Raw genomic sequence first — 14523 nt, forward strand, 5'->3', positions numbered from 1 at the left:
ATAATAAAAAGGAGCTGCATTAACTATGAACATGGACACAATTGTAAACCTGGCAAAAACAAGAGGCTTTGTTTTCCCCGGCAGTGACATATACGGCGGTCTTGCAAACACTTGGGATTACGGTCCGTTAGGTATCGAACTGAAAAACAACGTTAAAGCTGCATGGTGGAAAAAATTCATTCAGGAATCTCCGTATAATGTCGGACTGGATGCTGCAATTTTAATGAATCCGAAAACTTGGGAAGCTTCAGGTCACTTAAATAACTTTAACGACCCGATGATCGACTGTAAACAATGTAAATCACGTCACCGTGCTGACAAATTAATTGAAGATGTTATGCAAAAAGAAGATGACACTTTCGTTGCAGATGGTTTATCATTCGAAGCAATGAAAGATATTATCGACGACAAAAATATTGACTGTCCGACTTGCGGTGCTCACGAGTACACTGACATTCGCCAGTTCAACTTAATGTTTAAAACATTCCAGGGTGTAACAGAAGGCTCAACTAACGAATTATTCCTCCGTCCTGAAACTGCACAAGGTATCTTTGTTAACTATAAAAACGTTCAGCGAGCTATGCGTAAAAAACTTCCATTCGGTATCGGACAGGTTGGTAAATCATTCCGTAACGAAATTACACCGGGTAACTTCACATTCAGAACACGTGAATTCGACCAGATGGAGCTAGAATTCTTCTGTAAGCCCGGTACTGAAATGGAATGGCAAACTTACTGGAAAGAATTCGCTGTTAAATGGCTGAAAGATTTAAACTTAAGCGAAGAAAACACGCGTCTAAGAGAACATGATGAAGATGAACTTTCACACTACTCTAACGCGACAACTGATATTGAATACAAATTCCCGTTTGGCTGGGGAGAGCTGTGGGGCGTTGCCAGCCGTACAGATTTTGACCTTCGACAGCACATGGAACATTCAAACGAAGATTTCAGATATCACGACCCTGAAACTAACGAAAAATATATTCCATACTGCATCGAGCCGTCACTCGGTCTTGACCGTATGACTTTAGCATTCCTTACAGATGCTTATGATGAAGAAGAACTTGAGTCAGGGGACTCACGCACAGTGCTGCGTCTGCACCCTGCTCTTGCACCATATAAAGCGGCAGTACTGCCTTTATCGAAAAAATTAAGCGGAGATGCTATGGAAGTATACAGCATGCTCGCTGCTGACTTTAACATCGAATTCGATGAGTCACAATCAATCGGTAAACGTTACCGCCGTCAGGATGAAATCGGTACACCGTACTGTATTACATTTGACTTCGATTCAGCTGAAGATAAAAAAGTAACAGTAAGAGACCGCGATACGATGGAACAGACACGTCTTGCAATTGACGAACTGCATAATTTCCTATCATCAAGAATTAAGTTTTAACATCATGGGTGCCTCAAACTATTGGGGCACCTTTATACATATAATTATTATTTTAATGGAGGATGCTTATGTTTAGAAGCACTCTGCTTATAGTCCTCGTTATGCTGCTTGCCGCATGCGGCAGCGAGGAAGTTGAGCCGATGTCTTATTACGGCAATACGCTGAATGATTTTGAAGCTGTAAATCAGCATAATGAAACATTTACATCAGATGATATGGACGGGAAAGTATGGCTTGCCAATCTTATATTTACCGAGTGCGTTACGGTATGCCCTCCGATGACACAGAATATGACCGAGCTGACTCAGGAACTTGCAGAAGAAAACCTTGAGGATGTTGGTATTATCAGTTTTTCTGTAGATCCTGATACAGATACACCGGAAGTGCTCAGCGAATATATGAGCTGGTATAATCCGGCGGATAATATTGAATGGCAGCTTGTTACGGGATACGAATTTGAATATCTGCGCGATTATGCACTGAACAACTTCAAATCGATAGTGAAACTGCCGCAGGACGGCTCAAATCAAGTACTGCACGGGACTGCGATTTATTTAATCGATGAAACCGGCACGCTGATCAAAGACTATACCGGCGTTGATGCAGGAGATAATACGTTTGAGACAGAAGAGATTGTAAAAGATGTTAAGACGATGACGAGTAATTTAGATTAATAATTTATAAAAAACGCACTTGATTTCCTGGGTTCAGGAGTCAGGTGCGTTTTTTGTTTTGTGTATACATGAAGCGTTGTCATGACTGCGTAAATGATTATTCATATACATGAGTCTCAATCATAACTACTGAAAAAGAAATACGTATACATGAGGTAACCTAATGTATACGTATTTGTCTTCACTGCGGATCTATTAATTTCTTACTTCTGAAATATACACCGCTGTATTCATCGTACAGCACTTCAATAAATTTAAGCAGCTGTCTGCCGATGTCTGCCGATATTTTTATGCTGTTCACATCTTCGAGTTTTACCGATTTTAAATACAGTGCAAAATACAATACTCTGTTGCTGACAGGTATTGCCCGTTCGAGTGTTTCTTCTGTCAGACAGTCGTGGCAGATGACGTTATGGTATTTAAATGAATAATGGCTGTACTTTTTATAGTCACTTCTGCCGCATACTGCACAGCTGTCGAGATTCAGCTGACCGCCGTAGGCCGGAAGCATTTTGACCAGTACAAGTGACGTGACCCCAAAGCTTTCATTGCCATCATCCAGCAGGTTAAATGCTTTTTTCAGCAGTCTGTAAAATCCCGGTTCAGCAATGTCATCTTCAAGCGCTCTCGTAATGACTTCCAAAATATAACTTGCGTGTGTGTATACATCGAAGTCGCCGTTAATGTTTTTAAACCGCTCGGTCACGTCAACATCATTGAGTGTGCCCATGCCTTTAAAACGGTTATAAGTAAACAATGCTTCCAAATATCCCTGCCGCAGTGTAATAAACTGGTTTTTCGGTTTATTAAAACCGCGTGCCATTAATGGAACCTGTTCTCCCGTTTCTGTCAGTATAGTAATAATCCGGCTGGACTCGCTGTAGCTCGTCTGCCGGATCATCATACCAGTCTGTTGATAGATCATTATCTCACCCAGTTTTAATATTCTTCGTCTTTATACCCAAGCGACCTGATAAACGTAGGTTTATTGCGCCAGTCTTTTTGTACTTTAACCCACAGCTCAAGATATACTTTGCTGCCGAGGAGATTTTCGATATCCATACGCGCATGACGCCCGATTTCTTTCAGCATCTTGCCGCCTTTACCGATAACCATTCCTTTTTGTGATTCCCGTTCAACGTAAATCAGGGCTTCCACTCTGACTTTGCCGCCGTCATCGTCACCTTTCATTTTAAGCACTTCTACTCCAATCGCATGAGGCAGTTCCTGACTCAGCTGGTGAAGTGCTTTTTCACGAATCAGCTCACTCACGATAAAGTGTTCAGGGTGATCTGTAATACGGTCTTCCGGATAGTACATCGGCCCTTCCGGCAGGTGTGATTCAATCACAGTCAGAAGACGTTCGATATTATTTCCCTGAAGTGCTGAAATCGGCACTACATCACTGAAGTCCAGTTTATCTTTGTATACTTCAATCTGCTTAATCAGTTCATCCGGATGAATTAAGTCGATTTTATTTAACACTAAAATAATCGGTGTCTTCGTATTTTTAAGCATATCGATAATGAACTCATCACCGCGCCCGATTTCTTCAGCAGCGTTAATGACGAACAGAATTGCTTCTGTTTCACGGAGCGTATTGCGCGCAACTTTCATCATATGCTCACCAAGCTGGTGTTTCGGTTTGTGAATTCCAGGTGTATCGATAAAAATCATCTGAGTATTATCTTTTGTATATACACCTTGTATTTTATTTCTTGTCGTCTGCGGCTTGTCCGACATAATCGCAACTTTCTGCCCAAGAACTTTATTCATAAATGTAGATTTCCCTACATTTGGACGTCCGATTATACTGACGAAACCTGATTTAAATCCATCAAAATCCATTAATCCATATCCTTCCCGCTAAAACCGAGCGGCAGCAAATCGTCTACCGTCCGTTTTATTACTTCACCTGATTTACTCGTTAAGTAAACCGGCATTTCATCATGGCATAATTCTTTCATTACTTGTCTGCATTCACCGCATGGGCTTGCAGGTCCAGGTGCATCCGTCACGACTACAATCGCTTTGAATTTTCTCTTATTATTTGAATACGCGCTCACCAAGGCAGAACGTTCTGCACAAATTGATGCAGGATACGCAGCGTTTTCAATGTTCGCTCCGTAAATATATTCATCATCTTCTGTAATTAATAGAGCACCTACATTAAAATTTGAGTAAGGTGTATATGCCCGTGACTGTGCTTCCTGCACTTCAGTCAGCCATTCTTTTTTAAATAATCCGTCGTTCATCTGATGTCCTCCTTATATTAAAGCAAATACGGCAGCAGGATAACCATACCGACGATTACAGCATATATACTCGCAAGCAGTACTGCCGCTGCTGCGATATCTTTCGCATAGCGTGCAAGTATATGGTAATCGCCGGTAATTAAATCCACCGTGTATTCAATTGCACTGTTCAATGTTTCTGTAATTAAAACTAAAAATACAGCAGTAATAATAAACAGCCATTCAACTGCTGTGATATTCACCGCAGCGCAAATACAAAGGACTGCTGCTGCAATAACAGAATGCAGTAAAAATTTCCTGTCTTTTTTAAACAGCTGAAAAAATCCCTGGAGAGGATGTTTAAACCGGTCTAAATTAATCGCGTGTCACACCGAATGCGTTTAATATTTCTTCTTGTTTGCCGTTCATTTCAGCTTCATCATCGCTCTCCATGTGATCGTAGCCAAGCAGATGTAAAAATCCGTGGAGGCTTAAAAACATCAGCTCACGGCGGTAGCTGTGGCCGTAATCATCAGCCTGCTCTTTCGCACGGTCGGTGCTGATAACAATATCTCCCAAAGTGCGCGGAGCATCTTCGTGAATAATATTCATGTCTCCTTCTTCAAGTGCGAAAGAAATGACGTCTGTTATGCTGTCCTTATTACGGTAATCTCTGTTAATATTTTGGATTTCTTCATTTGACACGAAAGATACAGATACCTCTGCATCGCCTTCTTCTTTAAGATGATCAAATGCGAACGATAACAGCTCCGATACTTCTTTAAGCTCAGACTCATCTACAAAATTTTCATCGTTAATAAAATCTATATTAATCATAAATTTGTATCCTTTTCATACGCAAGGATTATTTTAGAAACAAGCGGATGTCGGACGACATCTGTTTCATCCATGCGTTTAATAGCGATTCCTTTAATATTTTCAAGACGTTTTACCGATTCAACCAGTCCGCTTTTCGTCGAGCCCGGAAGGTCAATCTGTGTTTCATCGCCGGTAACTATCATTTTCGAACCGAAACCAAGACGTGTCAGAAACATTTTCATCTGCATTTCTGTCGTATTCTGAGCTTCATCCAAAATAACAAAAGCTTCATTCAATGTCCGTCCGCGCATATAAGCAAGCGGTGCAACCTCTATGACCCCGCGTTCAATTAAACGGTCAGTCGTCTCAGCTCCGAGAACCGCATGAAGTCCATCATACAGCGGACGCAGGTATGGGTCTACCTTCTCTTTTAAGTCCCCCGGCAGGAACCCGAGGTTCTCCCCCGCCTCCACCGCAGGACGCGTCAGGACGATGCGTTTAACCTGGTTTTCCCGCAGCATCTGGCATGCGATTACGACAGCTAAAAAAGTTTTACCGGTCCCGGCGGGCCCAATACCGAAAGTCAGGTCGTGTTTACGTATATTTTCTACATACTGACGCTGACCCGTCGTTTTCGCTTTAATACTTTTACCTTTAACATCTTTAGCGATTTCTTCGTTATAAAGATCTTGTAAATATTCGATGGTATCATTTTTAGCCATCATCGCAGCAGATTGCACATCTCTTAAAGAAATTGACATGCCGCGCTGAATTATTTTTAATAAATGAAGCAGCACATCTTCGACTAATTCGACGTCCTTTTCATCTTCGCCGCTGACAGTAATTTCATTGCCGAGCGTATGAATTTTAACTGCGAATTCGTCTTCCAGATATGTGATGTGTGAATCATTTGCACCTATTAAAGCCTGAGCTTCGTCAAGGCTGTCTATATTAATAATATTAGGCATTTACAAACCCCTTTATAATAGTCTTGTCTATTTAAATTTACCACTATCAATAGCCGACTGCAATTATTTCAGACATGATAAAACCGTGCGGGATGTGACAGGTCGTATGAGTTTATCTCATAACGGAAGACGCAGTATTAATTATACTATTAAAAATTAAAAACAGGGCAGAGAATCTGTTATCGAGACTCTCTGCCCTGTTTTATTTGCCGAAGCTTATCCAAGCTTCCTGGTCGATTTTTGTTTGGACTTCGGCTTGCCGAGAACCTCCGACATAATAATGCCGTTGAGGACAGCTTTAGAATCAAACGCCAAATCATCTGAAGTAATATTTGTGCTTTCATGTTCACTCTTTTGCTTTTGAGTAAGAACGTCACCGTCTGAATAACCGGACTTATTACCAATATCCCGACCGAGATCTTCTCTTTTAGTGCGGTCTGTAATACGTTTCTCAATATCAGAAATATTTTGCGCCAAGTTTTGACGCCCGCGTGCTTGCTGAATCGTTTCCCTTACGGGACGCTCAGATGCTTGTCTATCAGGCCGGCTCTCACGTCCGGATGCTTGCACCGGCTGCGGTTTAGACTCTGTTTTAGACTCTGTTTTAGACTGTTGTTTTGTTTCTTGTTCGGGTTGGTTGAATTCATCATCAAATGCCTCTTGCAGCGTCTGGAAGAATCCTTTTTGTTCATTTGTACTCGTCCTTGTATCAGGTTGTCTGCTGCGCGGTGCAGTATTTTGTCTTCTATCTAGCTTAGAAGTATCAATATTGCGGCCGCCTTCTTTTTCTTTGTTGTTTTTACTGCCGATAATCGAAGAGACAATACCTAGAACGATAATTAGTAGTGGAATAAGTTCCATACTATATCACACCCTATTCTTCTTCGTTAAACTGTGTAGGGTTTGTCATTTTGTTAATTGAATCTCTCATGCTGGTATCTGCTTCAACATTTTTCAGATCGTAATAATCAGATGCTGATATATTGCCATCTTCTAATGCTTTAGCAAATGCAAGAGGTACTCTGGATTCTGCTTCTACTACTTTCGCTCTCATTTCCTGTACGCGTGCTTTCATTTCCTGCTCCTGAGCAACAGCCATTGCACGGCGTTCTTCAGCTTTCGCCTGTGCAATATTCTTATCGGCTTCAGCTTGTTCAGTCTGAAGATCTGCACCGATATTACTACCGATGTTCACATCTGCAATATCAATCGATAAGATTTCAAATGCAGTACCTGAATCGAGACCTTTAGCTAAGACAGTCTGTGAAATACGTTCCGGATTTTCAAGTACATCAGCGTGCTTAGTTGACGAACCAATAGTTGAAATTACGCCTTCACCAACACGTGCAATGATCGTTTCTTCACCAGCACCACCGACAAGGCGTTCGATGTTGGCTCTAACTGTAATTCTTGCTTTCGCTTTAACTTCGATACCGTCAACCGCAACACCAGCAATAAATGGCGTTTCGATAACTTTCGGGTTAACACTCATCTGTACTGCTTCAAGTACGTCACGTCCTGCAAGGTCAATTGCAGCACAACGTTCAAACGTTAAGTTAATATCTGCACGCTGCGCAGCGATTAGTGCGTCGACAACGCGGTCGACGTTACCGCCTGCTAAGAAGTGAGACTCTAGCTGGTTTGTAGACAGCTGAATACCCGCTTTATGCGCTTTAATCATTGGTTCGATAACGCGTTTAGGTTTAACACGTCTGAGGCGCATACCTACTAATGTAAAGATTCCTACTTTAACCCCTGCAGCAATTGCTGAAATCCATAAACCGATTGGAACAAATGACAGGATAAATGCAATCACGATAATAATTACTACAAAAATAAGTAATGTTACGAGTGCACCGCCTGTAATAAATGCTAAATTCATTCTCCACTCTCCTTGTTTTTAATCTCCCGTTGGTCTGACGACAACTCTTGTACCTTCTACAAAAATAATCTTAACTTCCACATCATTTGTAATATACGAACCTTCGGCAACAGCATCGATACGCTCATCACCGAGACGTATTGTCCCGGATGGACGGAGCACAGTATGTGTTACCGCAACTTCACCGACTAAATGCGAACGGTCATCAAATGATGTATATCCCGATTCTTTATCCGTTGCATCGTTTAAAATTAAACGATTGAGGAAAGGGATTTTACGTTTCTTATACTTCACAAATATCACCCACTCTATAATCACCATAATGAATATTACGGCTAAGAAAACACTGTATAAAAACACATTGCCGCTGACTAGTAAAATACTTACACCAAATAGCAAAACTCCCACGGCTCCAAGAATCATACCTATGACGAAAAATTCTATAAGCATCAGAATTCCGCTTATCAGGATAAATATCAATGCCAGCAAATTATCATCGCCAGTAAGAAGGTGACCCGAGAAGAATATAAATATCGACAGTACACAAAGGATGCCGATAATATTTACTTTCTCAGAGAAGAGCTGATACACCATACCAAGGAAGAATATTAATAATAATAGAAATGCAACAACGGGTGTAGTCACAACATCTATATAAAATTGAATTGAATTATTAATCATATATAAATACGAACCCCCCATGTACATCCCTCCTGATTCCGATTATACATTAACTGAACCCAAATGAGAAATGGAGAGACAAAAAAACAGCGCACAAAATGTGCGCTGTTTTATTATATATCACTTATCAGAGGGAAGAGTGATATTACTTGAACTTACGCTTACGCGCAGCTTCAGATTTCTTCTTGCGTTTTACGCTTGGTTTTTCGTAAAACTCTCTTTTACGTGCTTCTTGAATAGTACCGTTTTTAGAAACTGTACGTTTGAAACGACGCAAAGCATCTTCAATTGGTTCGTTTTGCTTAACAACTGTTTTTGACATTTGTTTTCCCTCCCTCCGATAATGCAAAAGGCTAATTCACATAGTCTATACTATGTACTTTAATATTATAATATATTACATTGTTTTCAGTCAACTGAAATTTAATAATCGCTGTCTGAAATTGCACCGTTAACGATAGCAATACCGCTTGATGCGCCGATTCTTGTCGCACCGACTTCGATCATCTTCATCGCGTCTTCACTTGAGCGTACACCGCCGCTTGCTTTAACGCCCATATCTTCGCCTACTGTCAGACGCATTAATGCTACAGCTTCAACAGTTGCGCCGCCGCCGTTAAATCCTGTAGAAGTTTTAACAAAATCTGCTCCTGCTTCTTTGGCTAACTTTGATACAGTTACGATTTCATCTTCAGTAAGAAGTGAAGATTCAATAATTACTTTTACAAGTGCTTCTTTGTTCGCAGCATCTACAACGCTTTTAATATCTTCTTTTACGTAATCAAGGCTGCCTGCTTTAAGCTGGCCGATATTAATTACCATATCCACTTCATCCGCACCATTTGAAATCGCATCTTTTGTTTCGAATGCTTTTACTTCAGAAGTTGCTGCACCGTGAGGGAAGCCTATTACTGTACAAACTTTAACTTCGCTATCAGCAAGTTTTTCAGCTGCAGTTTTAACCCATGCAGGCTGAATGCAGACACTGAAGAAACCATGTTCATGTGCTTCTTCACATAGTACTGTAATTTCTTTGTCAGTAACTTCCGGTTTTAGTAATGTATGGTCAATATACTTTGCTACGTTCATTTAAATGACACTCCCAATAATTTATATTCCTTGTAATAATAGCATAAACAATCTATTCATAGTAGCTCCCAATTACAGAAAGTGCATACAGCGGCGCTGTTTCCGCTCTTAATATTCTGCGTCCGAGCGCAACATTTTCATATGACTTAAATATTTCAGCCTCGTTTTCAGAAAAACCGCCCTCGGGTCCGAATACAACCGCAATCGTCTGTGCATCAGAACGACTGAGGACATCTTTAATTGATCGGCCGGTGAGATTATTATCTTCATATGCAAATAACACGACATCATATATTTCAAAATCAATTGATTTCAATGTTTCTGCAAATGAAATCTCAGGTATTTTAGTACGTCTGCTCTGTTCTGCAGCTTCCCTGGCAATTTTTTCATAGCGTGTACGCCTGCTGTCTTCTTTTTTTGCATTCAGTTTTACGACACTGCGCTCGGCTTTATACAACACAAATTCATGTGCACCGAGCTCAGTGGATTTCTGAATCACAACGTCCATCTTGTCGCCTTTTAACAATGGCGAATACAGAGTAATATTTACCGGAAGCTCAACTTCACTCTCTATTTTCTCTATAACTTTATAGGTCACGGGCTCCAGTTCAGTCAGCTTGACAAGATAAGCACTGCCCCTCTTGTCAACAACGTTAAATTCATCATCAACTTTTGCACGCATCACATTTTTAATGTGATGTATGTGCTCTGTGTCCATGACAAAAGTCTCATTAATCGATACTGTTTCTTCGATAAAATAACGCTGCATTATGTCACCTTCAGAGCTAATATTGCAACCCAGCCATCTTCTTCAAGGACATCCGTAATTGAAAAACCGGCCGCTTTCATATGAGTAATAATCTCATCGCGCTTCTCAACGATAATTCCCGACGCGATAAAGCGTCCGTTATCATTCAGCAGTTTATAAGCATCATCGATCATATCACCTATAATGTGAGCGAGAATGTTAGCGACGACAACATCGTAATTCTCTGTTTCCTCTTTTAAAAGGTCTGCAGGCATTACTGTAATATCTTCCCCGCAATCGTTTAAAGCAAAGTTCTCTTTAGAAACCTGCAGCGACAGCTCATCGATATCAGTCGCTTTTATGTTTCTTGCCCCGAGTAAATAAGCACCTATCGCAAGAATACCTGAGCCTGTCCCTACATCGATAACTTTGTCAGATGGTTTTATAACATCTTCCAGGAAGGTCAGACATAAGCTTGTCGTTGCATGGTCACCCGTGCCGAATGCCATTCCCGGGTCGATTTTAATAACTTTATCACTGTCGGCAATTTCGACGTCAGCATATTCCCATGAAGGAACGATTAAGAAGTTTCTGCCGACTTTGAAATTATGGAAATATTTTTTCCATTCATTTTCCCAGTCCATTTCATCTATTATGCCAGTCTTTATTTCAATTTCTTCTTTATTAGCCAAAGGTGTTTCTTCGATAAATTCTCTGATTTTGTTTATCTGCTCATCGATATTATAAGTTTCATCAAAATAAACTAATATTCGAATATCGCTGTCCGGATAATCTTTCGGATCCAGACGGAATTTTTCTTCAAAGTTATCAGTCTTGGATTTCAAAATATCCACGGAATGCTCGATGGATACACCTTTAGCGATTGTATTTAAGAATATCGAAAACTGTTCTTCGTTCTCTTCTTTAGTGCTGATACTGACTTCCTGCCATTTCATAGTTTACTCACCTTTAAAGAATCGTTTTGTTTTATCAAAAATATTTTCCTGCTGCTCGCTGATTACTTCACCGTTAATGTCTGCAAGCTGTTTAAATACTTCGCGTTCCTGTTCTGACAGACGTGTCGGTGTCACAACTGTTACAGTGACATACTGGTCGCCGATGCCGAATCCCTGAACGTTTTTAACACCTTTTTCTTTCAGTCTGAAGCGTCTGCCGGACTGAGTTCCTGCAGGCACTGTCAGCATAACTGATGAATTGATTGTCGGTACTTTCAATTCGTCGCCGAGAGCTGCCTGTGCAAATGAAATTTTAAGTTCGTAGTGAATATCATCGCCGTCGCGTGTAAATTTAGCATCCTGCTTAACTCTGAAGACGATATACAGATCTCCTGCCGGTCCGCCGTTCACACCAGGTTCACCCTCGCCTGATAAACGAATCTGCTGGCCGTTATCGATACCTTCAGGTACTTTAACTTCGATATCAACATTTTTCTGAACTGTGCCGTGACCGTTGCACTTATCACATGCATGTTCGATTTCCTGGCCTGTACCGCCGCATGTAGGACATGTGCGCTGTGTTTGTACACGACCGAACGGCGTGTTTTGTTCCACTGCTACATTACCTGCACCTGAGCATGTTTTACATGTCGATTTTGATGTGCCGGGTTTTGTACCCTCTCCGTCACAAACATCACACAGCACATCTTTTTTAATTGTTACAGTTTTAGTCGCTCCGAAAACAGCTTCTTCGAAAGTAACTGTCATTGTATACTGCAGATCATCACCTTTTTTAGGTGCATTCGGGTCTCTCTGACCCCCGCCGCCGAAAAATGAACTGAAAATATCTTCAAAGCCGCCAAAGCCGCCGCCTGAGAATCCACCGCCGCCGCCAAAGCCGCCTTGAGAGTTCATACCTTCATGACCGAAACGGTCGTACTGCGCGCGTTTATTGTCGTCTGAGAGCACTTCATATGCTTCAGCAACATCTTTAAATTTTTCATCGGATCCGTCTTTCATATCCGGGTGATATTTTTTCGATAATTTGCGGTAAGCTTTCTTTATTTCTTCTTGTGTTGCATTTTTATCTAAACCGAGTATTTCATAAAAGTCTCTTTTAGCCACAATTTTCCCCTCCAACAGTCAATATAATACCATTTAAAAAAGTCAAAGCCAATGCGTTTGGCTTTGACTTTGGTGTTGAAGATTTTATTTTTTATCTTCGTCTTTATCGTCTTCGTCTACTTCTTTATATTCCGCATCGACTACATTGTCATCAGCATTTCCTGCTTCTGCACCCGCATCCGCTGCGCCTTCTTGCTGCTCTTGGGCCATTTGTTCGTAGAGTTTAGTTGTAACTCCTTGAACTGCCGATTCAAGTGCTTCTTTTTTCGTTTTAATCTCTTCTAAATCTGTGCCTTCAAGAGCTGTTTTAAGTTCTTCTTTAGCACTTTCAATTTGTTCTTTTTCATCAGTTTCAACTTTGTCGCCAAGGTCTTCTACTGCTTTATCGCTTGAGAAGATTAACTGATCTGCTTCGTTGCGGAGTTCAGCATCTTCTTTTTTCGCTTTATCAGCCTCTGCATTTTCTTCAGCCTCTTTTACCATTCTGTCGATATCTTCGTCAGTCAGGTTAGAGCTTGACTCGATTGTAATCTTCTGTTCTTTACCTGTACCTTTGTCAGTAGCAGTAACATTTACGATACCGTTTTTGTCGATGTCAAAAGTAACTTCGATTTGCGGTACACCTTTTGGTGCAGGTGGAAGATCTGTTAACTGGAAGCGTCCTAAAGTCTTATTGTCGCTTGCCATTGGTCTTTCACCCTGTACAACATGGATATCTACTGCCGGCTGGTTGTCAGCTGCTGTAGAGAATACCTGTGATTTGCTTGTAGGAATCGTCGTGTTTCTTTCGATAAGAACTGTAGTTACATTCCCCATCGTTTCGATACCTAGTGATAATGGTGTAACGTCAAGTAATACTACGTCCTGAACGTCTCCTGTAAGCACTCCGCCCTGAACTGCTGCACCCATTGCGACTACTTCATCAGGGTTTACGCTGCGGTTAGGTTCTTTACCAAGTTCTTTCGTAATTGCATCCTGAACTGCAGGAATACGAGTCGAACCGCCGACTAAAATAATTTCGTCGATTTCTGATTTATTTACGCCAGCATCTTTAATTGCCTGACGGACAGGTCCCATTGTTCTTTCAACAAGTGAGTGTGTAAGTTCTTCGAACTTCGCACGTGACAGTGTTGTTTCAAGGTGTAACGGTCCTGCTTCTCCGGCAGAGATAAATGGTAATGAAATTTGTGTTGAAGAGACGCCTGATAAGTCTTTCTTAGCTTTTTCAGCTGCATCTTTCAAACGCTGCATAGCCATTTTGTCTTTAGATAAGTCGATACCCTGTTCCTGCTTGAACGTGTCGACCAGGAAATCGATAACTAAATCGTCAAAGTCGTCACCGCCGAGACGGTTGTCCCCTGCAGTTGCAAGAACGTCGAATACGCCGTCGCCAAGTTCTAAAATAGATACGTCAAACGTACCGCCGCCAAGGTCAAATACTAAAATGTTTTCTTCTTTGTCCTGTTTATCTAAACCGTATGCAAGTGCTGCTGCAGTCGGCTCGTTAATAATACGTTCAACTTCAAGTCCTGCAATGCGTCCAGCATCTTTTGTCGCCTGACGTTCAGAGTCATTGAAGTATGCAGGTACTGTAACAACAGCTTTAGTTACTTTTTCACCTAAATAGCTTTCAGCAGTTTCTTTTAAGTTTTGTAAAATCATTGCTGAAATTTCCTGCGGTGTATATTCTTTATCTTCTGCTTTTTCAACGTGGTCTGTACCCATATGTCTTTTAACTGACATAATAGTGTTCGGGTTTGTAATTGCCTGGCGTTTAGCTACTTCACCAACCTGGCGTTCACCATTTTTGAATGATACTACAGAAGGTGTTGTACGGTTACCTTCAGCATTTTGAATTACTTTAGGTTCTCCGCCTTCTAAAATTGATACTACTGAGTTCGTTGTTCCTAAGTCTATACCGATTACTTTACTCATTTATATATTC

At 41.0% G+C, this 14523-nt stretch carries 17 protein-coding genes; 2 read left to right on the forward strand and 15 right to left on the reverse strand.

The window, feature by feature from the left end:
- Nucleotides 1-25 precede the first annotated feature (25 nt).
- Together H625_RS0100795 and H625_RS0100800 are read left to right on the forward strand one after the other, a co-directional pair.
- Nucleotides 26-1402, forward strand: a complete 1377-nt coding sequence (locus H625_RS0100795; RefSeq protein ID WP_026858174.1) for a glycine--tRNA ligase — start codon at nt 26-28, stop codon at nt 1400-1402.
- 68 nt (nt 1403-1470) lie between these two features.
- Entirely contained in the window at nt 1471-2076 is a 606-nt protein-coding gene (locus tag H625_RS0100800) for an SCO family protein (protein WP_026858175.1), read from the forward strand.
- Nucleotides 2077-2257: 181 nt separating this feature from the next.
- Here the strand turns inward: H625_RS0100800 and recO are convergent, their stop codons facing one another.
- From recO to dnaK, 15 genes are all read right to left on the reverse strand, one after another.
- Nucleotides 2258-3001 (reverse strand): DNA repair protein RecO, encoded by a 744-nt coding sequence (recO, locus tag H625_RS0100805; RefSeq protein WP_026858176.1) that lies wholly within the window; start codon nt 2999-3001, stop codon nt 2258-2260.
- 14 nt (nt 3002-3015) lie between these two features.
- Nucleotides 3016-3924, reverse strand: a complete 909-nt coding sequence (gene era, locus H625_RS0100810; protein WP_026858177.1) for a GTPase Era — start codon at nt 3922-3924, stop codon at nt 3016-3018.
- Nucleotides 3924-4331, reverse strand: coding sequence for a cytidine deaminase (cdd, locus tag H625_RS0100815; protein ID WP_026858178.1), 408 nt, complete (start codon nt 4329-4331; stop codon nt 3924-3926). Before cdd ends, era begins: the two co-directional genes overlap by 1 nt.
- Nucleotides 4332-4348: 17 nt before the next feature.
- Nucleotides 4349-4690, reverse strand: coding sequence for a diacylglycerol kinase family protein (locus H625_RS0100820; RefSeq protein WP_026858179.1), 342 nt, complete (start codon nt 4688-4690; stop codon nt 4349-4351).
- Entirely contained in the window at nt 4686-5147 is a 462-nt protein-coding gene (ybeY, locus tag H625_RS0100825; protein WP_026858180.1) for an rRNA maturation RNase YbeY, read from the reverse strand. Before ybeY ends, H625_RS0100820 begins: the two co-directional genes overlap by 5 nt.
- On the reverse strand, nt 5144-6097 hold the full coding sequence (locus H625_RS0100830) for a PhoH family protein (protein WP_026858181.1): 954 nt from the start codon (nt 6095-6097) through the stop codon (nt 5144-5146). The genes ybeY and H625_RS0100830 overlap by 4 nt, the downstream gene beginning before the upstream one ends.
- 216 nt (nt 6098-6313) lie before the next feature.
- The gene (locus tag H625_RS0100835; protein ID WP_026858182.1) at nt 6314-6958 is read right to left on the reverse strand and encodes a hypothetical protein; all 645 of its coding nucleotides are present in this window, start codon (nt 6956-6958) and stop codon (nt 6314-6316) included.
- A gap of 13 nt (nt 6959-6971) precedes the next feature.
- A complete protein-coding gene (gene floA, locus H625_RS0100840) occupies nt 6972-7979 on the reverse strand; it encodes a flotillin-like protein FloA (protein WP_026858183.1) in 1008 nt (335 codons plus the stop codon).
- An 18-nt stretch (nt 7980-7997) separates the two neighbouring features.
- Nucleotides 7998-8660 carry an NfeD family protein gene (locus tag H625_RS0100845; RefSeq protein WP_245573077.1) on the reverse strand — a complete coding sequence of 221 codons (663 nt, stop codon included), beginning with the start codon at nt 8658-8660 and terminating at the stop codon, nt 7998-8000.
- Between the two features lie 145 nt (nt 8661-8805).
- Entirely contained in the window at nt 8806-8982 is a 177-nt protein-coding gene (rpsU, locus tag H625_RS0100850) for a 30S ribosomal protein S21 (RefSeq protein ID WP_026858185.1), read from the reverse strand.
- Between the two features lie 101 nt (nt 8983-9083).
- Nucleotides 9084-9749, reverse strand: a complete 666-nt coding sequence (gene deoC / locus H625_RS0100855; RefSeq protein ID WP_026858186.1) for a deoxyribose-phosphate aldolase — start codon at nt 9747-9749, stop codon at nt 9084-9086.
- A gap of 52 nt (nt 9750-9801) precedes the next feature.
- On the reverse strand, nt 9802-10518 hold the full coding sequence (locus tag H625_RS0100860) for an RsmE family RNA methyltransferase (RefSeq protein ID WP_026858187.1): 717 nt from the start codon (nt 10516-10518) through the stop codon (nt 9802-9804).
- On the reverse strand, nt 10518-11453 hold the full coding sequence (prmA, locus tag H625_RS0100865) for a 50S ribosomal protein L11 methyltransferase (RefSeq protein WP_026858188.1): 936 nt from the start codon (nt 11451-11453) through the stop codon (nt 10518-10520). Before prmA ends, H625_RS0100860 begins: the two co-directional genes overlap by 1 nt.
- Nucleotides 11454-11456: 3 nt before the next feature.
- A complete protein-coding gene (gene dnaJ, locus H625_RS0100870; RefSeq protein WP_026858189.1) occupies nt 11457-12578 on the reverse strand; it encodes a molecular chaperone DnaJ in 1122 nt (373 codons plus the stop codon).
- Between the two features lie 84 nt (nt 12579-12662).
- Entirely contained in the window at nt 12663-14513 is a 1851-nt protein-coding gene (dnaK, locus tag H625_RS0100875) for a molecular chaperone DnaK (RefSeq protein WP_026858190.1), read from the reverse strand.
- Nucleotides 14514-14523: the final 10 nt, after the last annotated feature.

Source organism: Jeotgalicoccus psychrophilus DSM 19085 (genome assembly GCF_000425845.1).
Taxonomy (GTDB): Bacteria; Bacillota; Bacilli; order Staphylococcales; family Salinicoccaceae; genus Jeotgalicoccus; species Jeotgalicoccus psychrophilus.

Coding starts and splice junctions, on each gene's coding strand:
- H625_RS0100795 (WP_026858174.1), top strand. CDS start 26: ATGAACATGGACACAATTGTAAACCTGGCAAAAACAAGAGGCTTTGTT.
- H625_RS0100800 (WP_026858175.1), top strand. CDS start 1,471: ATGTTTAGAAGCACTCTGCTTATAGTCCTCGTTATGCTGCTTGCCGCA.
- recO (WP_026858176.1), bottom strand. CDS start 3,001: ATGATCTATCAACAGACTGGTATGATGATCCGGCAGACGAGCTACAGC.
- era (WP_026858177.1), bottom strand. CDS start 3,924: ATGGATTTTGATGGATTTAAATCAGGTTTCGTCAGTATAATCGGACGT.
- cdd (WP_026858178.1), bottom strand. CDS start 4,331: ATGAACGACGGATTATTTAAAAAAGAATGGCTGACTGAAGTGCAGGAA.
- ybeY (WP_026858180.1), bottom strand. CDS start 5,147: ATGATTAATATAGATTTTATTAACGATGAAAATTTTGTAGATGAGTCT.
- H625_RS0100830 (WP_026858181.1), bottom strand. CDS start 6,097: ATGCCTAATATTATTAATATAGACAGCCTTGACGAAGCTCAGGCTTTA.
- H625_RS0100835 (WP_026858182.1), bottom strand. CDS start 6,958: ATGGAACTTATTCCACTACTAATTATCGTTCTAGGTATTGTCTCTTCG.
- floA (WP_026858183.1), bottom strand. CDS start 7,979: ATGAATTTAGCATTTATTACAGGCGGTGCACTCGTAACATTACTTATT.
- H625_RS0100845 (WP_245573077.1), bottom strand. CDS start 8,660: ATGATTAATAATTCAATTCAATTTTATATAGATGTTGTGACTACACCC.
- rpsU (WP_026858185.1), bottom strand. CDS start 8,982: ATGTCAAAAACAGTTGTTAAGCAAAACGAACCAATTGAAGATGCTTTG.
- deoC (WP_026858186.1), bottom strand. CDS start 9,749: ATGAACGTAGCAAAGTATATTGACCATACATTACTAAAACCGGAAGTT.
- H625_RS0100860 (WP_026858187.1), bottom strand. CDS start 10,518: ATGCAGCGTTATTTTATCGAAGAAACAGTATCGATTAATGAGACTTTT.
- prmA (WP_026858188.1), bottom strand. CDS start 11,453: ATGAAATGGCAGGAAGTCAGTATCAGCACTAAAGAAGAGAACGAAGAA.
- dnaK (WP_026858190.1), bottom strand. CDS start 14,513: ATGAGTAAAGTAATCGGTATAGACTTAGGAACAACGAACTCAGTAGTA.